This window comes from Schlesneria sp. (assembly GCF_036405755.1).
Lineage (GTDB): Bacteria > Planctomycetota > Planctomycetia > Planctomycetales > Planctomycetaceae > Schlesneria > Schlesneria sphaerica.
On record NZ_DASWWZ010000088.1, the window covers coordinates 1 to 6,572 of the forward strand.

Genomic DNA, 6,572 nt, shown 5'->3' on the forward strand with positions numbered 1-6,572 from the left:
TCGTCGAGTCCAAGTTTCGCTTTCGGCTCCCTTCAGATCCCGCCTCGCGGCGGGCACCCTGTCCTACAGCTCACGGTTCCGGTCATCACGGCCCGTAGAGAACTTGCATCTCCGAGAAACACAACATGCCAGGCGCACAAAAAAATAGCCCTGACGCAATTGCGACAGGGCTTGTGACCGCAGATTCAATCAACCCTGCTGATTCAGCACGTCGATGATCTTCTGAAGGTTGTTTTCCACAACCACCGGGCTATTCGCGTATTCGGCCCGCTCAACACCTCGTTTGCCCAGTTTCTCGCTGAACAAGGCCTGGTCGCCAGAGTGATAGGCGACGGTCGCGTCAGGATCCTTGAGCTGGTGGCCAGTCAGGATGCAGACAACGCGATCACTTGGCGCGATGACACCTTCTGCCCGCAGCTTTCTGGCACCGGCGACACTCGCGGCACTTGCAGGTTCACAACCAAATCCACCGGCACCGACCTGAGCCTTGGCGTCCAGAATTTCCTGGTCCGTCACCTGTCGGACGACCCCGTCGCACTGCTGAAGTGCACGGAGACATTTCTTCAGATTCACAGGGCGATTGATTTCGATGGCGCTGGCGAGTGTTGAGGCCTTCCGATTCTCTGCATCCATGGTTTTGAAGAAGGCGTCTGTCGTGCCGTCGTCGGACATCCCGCCGTCCCAGCGCACTCCGCGTTCCTCATAAAGCTGATACAGGGTATTGGCGCCGGCCGCATTGATCACCGCCAGTCGCGGGATTCGATCGATCAGGCCCAGTGCTTTCAGTTCCGTGAACGCTTTGCCGAAGGCTGAGGAATTGCCGAGGTTTCCCCCCGGGACGACGATCCAGTCGGGGACTTCCCAGTTCAGGCTCTCGAGAACCCGGTACATAATTGTTTTCTGGCCTTCCAGACGGAACGGGTTCACACTGTTACACAGATAGATTCCACGTTCACCCGCGACCTCACGGACTCGCTCGAGCGCATCATCAAAGTCGCCGAGAATCTGCAGCGTTTTGGCGTCATAGTCCAGTGCCTGCGACAGCTTTCCGTAGGCAATCTTACCGCTCCCCACGAAGACGACGACGCGAAACACCTGTGTCGTGCTCGCATAGATCGCCAGTGAGGCACTGGTGTTCCCCGTCGACGCACAGGCTGCGACCTTCGCACCGACCATCCGGGCATGGGTTGATGCCGCTGTCATGCCATTATCTTTGAAGCTGCCCGAAGGGTTCAGGCCTTCGTATTGGAGGTAGAGACCTCCGGCGTTCATGCCGACGTATTTTCCGACCGCCTGGCTTTGCTGAAGAATTGTCTGACCTTCGCCGATCGTGACGATGTCTTTGTCCGCTGCAAACGGAAGCAGGTTTCGAAACCGCCAGACTCCGCTGAAGTCGAGCGGATCGCGGCGATTCGCCCAGCGAGACTCGAACTCGCGCATCGACTTGGGAATGGGAAGTTTGTCCCATTCATAATCGATATCAAGCAGTGAACCGCAATCCGGGCAGGATGTGAGGACTTCGGTCACATCGAAGGTGGAGCGGCACAGGGGGGCGATACAGCGTTGAAACCCGTACATGGATGATGTACTCACGACTCTCTTGTTTACTGATTTTCCAGCGGGAACGAATCAAGTTCATCTCCACTCTAGTTGAGCCGTGGAGTGCAGTGAAGGATTGTTCGGCGGGAAAACGGAATTCGTTTCCTGATTCATCCGGTCGCAATCGGAACAGTCGGACTGGAAATCCCTTGCCGCCTTCTCGATTTACGGCGATTTTCCCGACATGAGTCAGGTTGGAACCGACCGGTGAGGATCTTCGCGGCAGGCTTGCGTTAGGGTTTTTCAGCCGCGCTCGGAAAGGGGAAGAAAGGGGCGTTCCGGCTGGCCGACATAGACGGCACGTGGTCTGATCGGCTGCGGAGTCTGCTGCTGCTCGATGAAATGAGCGGCCCAGCCCACCGTCCGGCTGATCACAAACAGCGGCACGAATAAGTCAGAATCCAGCCCCAGATAATGCAGCATTCGCGCTGCGGGCCAGTCATAGCTGGGCAGAAACTGCTGTTCGTCCCAGACAGCGGATTCAATGGCTGATGAGACCTCTTCCATATTCATTTTGCCGACTTCAACGGCGACGTCCCGGCAGATGGGACGGAGCAACTCCGACCGGGGATCTGAAGTCCGGTAAACTCGATGCCAGAAGCCCGGCATCCGTTCGTACTGTTTGAGAACCGCTCGGACGATCGAGGGTGCGGCAGCCGGAGATTCGACTGCTTCGAGGATGTCGATGGCCTGACGGCCGGGACCACCATGCCAGACCCCCTTCATGGCACAGATCCCCGCGATGACAGATGACAGAAAATCGGATCGAGTTGACGCCACGATCCGTGCACAATACGTCGACGGGGTGAGCTCGTGTTCGGCGCTGAGGATCAAGAAGGCGTCAAGGGCTCGCTCTGCCAGGGGTGACGGCTCGCGATCGGTCAGGCTCCAGTAGAGATATCCAGCGTAGCTCAGATCGTCGCGCGGCTCGGCCGGCTCGAGCCCTCGGGCAATCCGGTGGCGTGTCGCCAGCAGCAACGGGTACTGGGCGAGCAACCGTTGCAGCGTTTCCCACACGTCATTCGGAGAGAGCTCTTCTTCGTAAGCATCCGATAACGCCAGCAGGTTGACTCCGGTCCGCAGAATATCAATCGCAGGGACGTTCAGCGGTAAACGCTCGATAAAGTTGACGATGTCTTGTTCGAGAACGGCCGCTTCGCTCATGACGGCCTGCATATCGGCGAGCTGTTCCTGCGAGGGAAGGTTGCCCTGGACGATCAGGAAGGTCGTTTCCAGAAAACTGGATTCTTCGACCAGCTCTGAAACAGGATAGCCCCGGTAAAGCAGATCACCGTCAATCGACGAAATGGTCGTCTCACTGTTAGTGCGTTTCTCCATGTGTGGGCTGGGAACAGCAGAGTGACTCATTCGCAATCCATTGTAGAAGGGCAACCGGATAATCCACTTTGCACATTCTAGCGCAAAATGGGCCGCGACGAAACGGTCGACAGTGTTCCTTTGCAAACCATTGTATTCGTTTTGATGGATCACTGGCGTCTATGAATCAGACAGTCACGATCACCGGTTCTGATGAGTGATTCCTGCCCAGTCGTCGGTGCGGAACGGGGATGCGGGCAGTCCGGCTCCGTTGAAAAGATTCCCGTCCGGGTTGTCGCCCCAGGCGTACCGGACAGCAACCGGCGCTGGTACCTCGGACGATGAAACGCGGACGACGTTCCCTTCGATTCGGGCAGTGGCCCAGACGAATTTCTTGTCGGCCCCCGCGATCGCAAAACCTCGCAGGTCGCCCCCTTGGGCAACTAATCCGTCGCCGATGTCCTGAAATTCAAGCTCAATCGTACTTTCCATGACCTTCATCGATTTGTACCGCGGTCCACTCGCAACGATGTCTTGTCCGTATGCCACCTGAAGTGCAGCAAGGGCGAGTCGCTTGCCCACAACTTGCTTGTTTCGGGGGTGAATGTCCCTCGGTTCGCCAACATCGATCGTCACCGCCATCCCCGTTCGGGGGACGGACAGAGACATCAGTTGCGCCTCGCGTAATTCCGCCCACGCACTCTCTTCAGGTTCGTCCGGTCGATCGGGTTTCGATTTTTCAGGAACGTAGTTGGGGAGTTGCACAAACAGAAACGGAAAGTCTCCCAGCCCCCATTGCCGCCGCCAGTTGCTGATCAGCAGAGGAAACAACTTGCGGTATTGAAACGCACGCCCCGTGTTGGATTCGCCCTGATACCAGATGGCTCCTTTGATCCCGTATCCCTGAATCGGAGCGATCATGCCGTTGTACAGGACAGACGCTCGGTTGGGATTGTTGGCCTGGCTGGGATCGGTGCTCGCGCGTTCGGCTCGTTCGAGGATTTTGGCGAAGTCTTCGTCAGACTTGAGAGCCGCCTGACTGGTCCATGCTTCACAGATGGAACCTCCATGCGTCAGCTGAACCAGGCCGATCGGTCGCTTCAGTCGCTGGTGCAATTCGCGACCGAAGAAATAGGCCACGGCGCTCATTCCTCCGATCGAATCGGGCGAACATTCGACCCATTTCCCGTCATTGTCGTCCTGCGGGACCCTCGCGGTGCTCCGTTCTGCCTTGAAGAATCGAATGGATGGAAACTTTGCTTCCGCGATCTCTTCCTGATGATTGAGCGATGCGCTGACGGGCCATTCCATATTGGACTGGCCTGAACAGATCCAGACGTCCCCGAAGAGGACGTTGGTCAGTGTCACGGTGTTCTTTCCGGTGACCGTGACTTCGACTTGAGCGGGCTTACTGCGGCCGGGAAGACGGAGACTCCAGCGGCCGTCGGCGGCCGTTACCACGTTCGCAGATTCGGGCTTCGTCGTATCACCGGGGTCCTTGGAAGTGATCGTCACCGTCACTTCCTCACCTGGCTCGGCCCAACCCCAGAAGGGGACTTCCTTGCCCGTCTGCAGGACCATATGATCGCTGAAAATGCCAGGCAGCTTGATATCAGCCCTCGCTGATGTGGTCACCGCAATCAACGCTATTGCGGAGATGACGGCGATACAGCGAGACGACATACGTGATGTTCCGATCTTGAGCCAGTGAGACATTGCCCGACGGACTTTACTCGTCAGGGTCCCATCGAATTGAAGGAAACACTCTGCCTCGTGGCACGAGTGTATCGTGTCCGGGACAATTCTTGCTATCGTGATTCAAGGGGATACAACGGGAATTCCCTCCCGGAAACACTACGACCGAAAAACTGATTATGCCAGTCCCATTTCTGATTATCGACGGCTACAACCTGATGCACGCCGCGGGTTTGGCACGTGTCTACCATCCTCCGGGCGACCTTGCGAACAAACGGCTGACTCTGCTGGCAAAGCTGGCACGTCGCATGAGTGTGGAAGAGCGGAAACGGTGTACGGTTGTGTTCGATGCACAGGACGCTCCGCGGGGTCTGCCCGCTCGATACACGCATGAAATGATGATCGTCCTGTTTGCAGAACCGGGACACGAAGCAGATGAAATGATTGAGACGTTGATCAGCCAGCATTCAGCCCCCCGTCAATTGAAGGTGATTTCGAGTGATCACCGCTTGCAGACGGCCATCCGCAGGCGGCGCGGAATGGCGATGGATAGCGAGGTCTTTCTGAAAGAACTCGATTCTCCCCATCGTCAGGTGAGTTCCACGGGAAAGTCCGTCTCGCCAAATTCGCCACGGGAAGAGGATGTAGGCTTCTGGCTGGACGAATTTGAGGGTGTCAGCCCGCAAGCGATTCAGGATGAAGTCCGAGCAGAAAACGCCGCTCCGAAAAATGATTGGGAGTCGCACGTGGAGCAGATTCAAAAGCAGGTGCAGGACCCGTCCCAGCTTGAACAATGGTTGAACGAGTCTGCGCAGTCGAAGCCGCGCGGCAAGCCCAAAAGGCTGTGACAGGCTGAAACAGATCCGACTGCGAATTTCTGCGGGGTCACGATCTGTTCTACAGTGCAGCGTAGCCTTAGCCGCAGAACCCAGAGACGATTCTAACTTCAATCAACTGGAGATACTCCCGAGATGCAAGCCGTTATTCGTCTTTGTGTGCTTCGAGCAAATCGATCGATGGTGACCACGTTGGTACTGATCGCATCCGTGGTCGGATCCACTCGTCTGGTGCAGGCGCAAGGTGGGGAATACGTCAAAGCGAATTACACAAAGTACGAGTACCGTATCCCCATGCGGGATGGCAAAACGCTCTTCACCGCAGTCTATGAGCCGAAAGATCAGTCGAAGACTTACCCGATTCTGCTCAGTCGGACTCCGTACAGTTTGAAGCCGTACGGCGTTGACCAGTACCGCGAGAACCTGGGGCCTTCGACGTTGTTCGGCAAAGCAGGCTACATTTTCGTGTACCAGGACGTGCGAGGCCGCTGGATGTCGGAAGGTGACTTCGTTGACATGCGTCCTCATCTGGCTGTCAAAAGCGGTCCCGACCAGATTGATGAAAGTACGGATACCTGGGACACAATCGAGTGGTTGATCAAGCACCTGCCCAATCACAATGGCAAGGTTGGCATGTACGGGATTTCGTATCCCGGCTTCTATACCAGCGCGGGAATGATCGACGCTCATCCGGCGCTTGCCGCCTGCTCGCCACAGGCCCCCATCGCCGACTGGTTTATCGGTGATGACTGGCACCATAACGGAGCCTTGCAGCTTCCGCATGTCTTCAACTTCATGGCGCGTCACGGTCACAACCGGCCTGAACCGTCAAAAAAGATCGATCATCAATTCGATCATGGCACTCCGGACGGTTATGAGTTCTTCCTGAAACTCGGCCCCCTGCCGAATGCGGATTCCCGCTACTACAAAGGGGACGTCCCCTTCTGGAACGAGGTCATGAAGCATGGGACGTACGATGAATTCTGGAAGGCACGAAACCTCCGCCCCCACTTGAAAAATATCCGGCCGGCCGTGATGACGGTCGGTGGCTGGTTCGATGCAGAAAACCTTTTCGGTGCCCTCGAGACGTACAAGCAAATTGAAGGAAGCAGTCCGGGAACCTCA

At 56.6% G+C, this 6,572-nt stretch carries 5 protein-coding genes; 2 read left to right on the forward strand and 3 right to left on the reverse strand.

Annotation, left to right across the window (positions count from 1 at the left end; translation table 11 throughout):
• Positions 1 to 189: 189 nt before the first annotated feature.
• From thrC to VGE80_RS02950, 3 genes are all read right to left on the reverse strand, one after another.
• Positions 190 to 1,578 carry a threonine synthase gene (thrC, locus tag VGE80_RS02940; RefSeq protein ID WP_440591622.1) on the reverse strand — a complete coding sequence of 463 codons (1,389 nt, stop codon included), beginning with the start codon at positions 1,576 to 1,578 and terminating at the stop codon, positions 190 to 192.
• Between the two features lie 264 nt (positions 1,579 to 1,842).
• Positions 1,843 to 2,967 (reverse strand): citrate/2-methylcitrate synthase, encoded by a 1,125-nt coding sequence (locus VGE80_RS02945; protein WP_397570816.1) that lies wholly within the window; start codon positions 2,965 to 2,967, stop codon positions 1,843 to 1,845.
• 150 nt (positions 2,968 to 3,117) lie between these two features.
• Entirely contained in the window at positions 3,118 to 4,599 is a 1,482-nt protein-coding gene (locus VGE80_RS02950; RefSeq protein WP_440591619.1) for a sialate O-acetylesterase, read from the reverse strand.
• A 191-nt stretch (positions 4,600 to 4,790) separates the two neighbouring features.
• On the opposite strand from VGE80_RS02950, the gene VGE80_RS02955 reads away from it, so the two are divergent.
• Together VGE80_RS02955 and VGE80_RS02960 are read left to right on the forward strand one after the other, a co-directional pair.
• A complete protein-coding gene (locus VGE80_RS02955) occupies positions 4,791 to 5,459 on the forward strand; it encodes an NYN domain-containing protein (protein WP_440591620.1) in 669 nt (222 codons plus the stop codon).
• A gap of 168 nt (positions 5,460 to 5,627) precedes the next feature.
• A partial coding sequence (locus tag VGE80_RS02960) for a CocE/NonD family hydrolase (protein ID WP_440591621.1) occupies positions 5,628 to 6,572 on the forward strand: 945 nt, incomplete at its 3' end.

What these genes read in the sequence shown, in the direction of transcription:
- thrC (WP_440591622.1), bottom strand. Translation starts at nt 1,578, where the DNA reads ATGTACGGGTTTCAACGCTGTATCGCCCCCCTGTGCCGCTCCACCTTC.
- VGE80_RS02945 (WP_397570816.1), bottom strand. Translation starts at nt 2,967, where the DNA reads ATGAGTCACTCTGCTGTTCCCAGCCCACACATGGAGAAACGCACTAAC.
- VGE80_RS02950 (WP_440591619.1), bottom strand. Translation starts at nt 4,599, where the DNA reads ATGTCGTCTCGCTGTATCGCCGTCATCTCCGCAATAGCGTTGATTGCG.
- VGE80_RS02955 (WP_440591620.1), top strand. Translation starts at nt 4,791, where the DNA reads ATGCCAGTCCCATTTCTGATTATCGACGGCTACAACCTGATGCACGCC.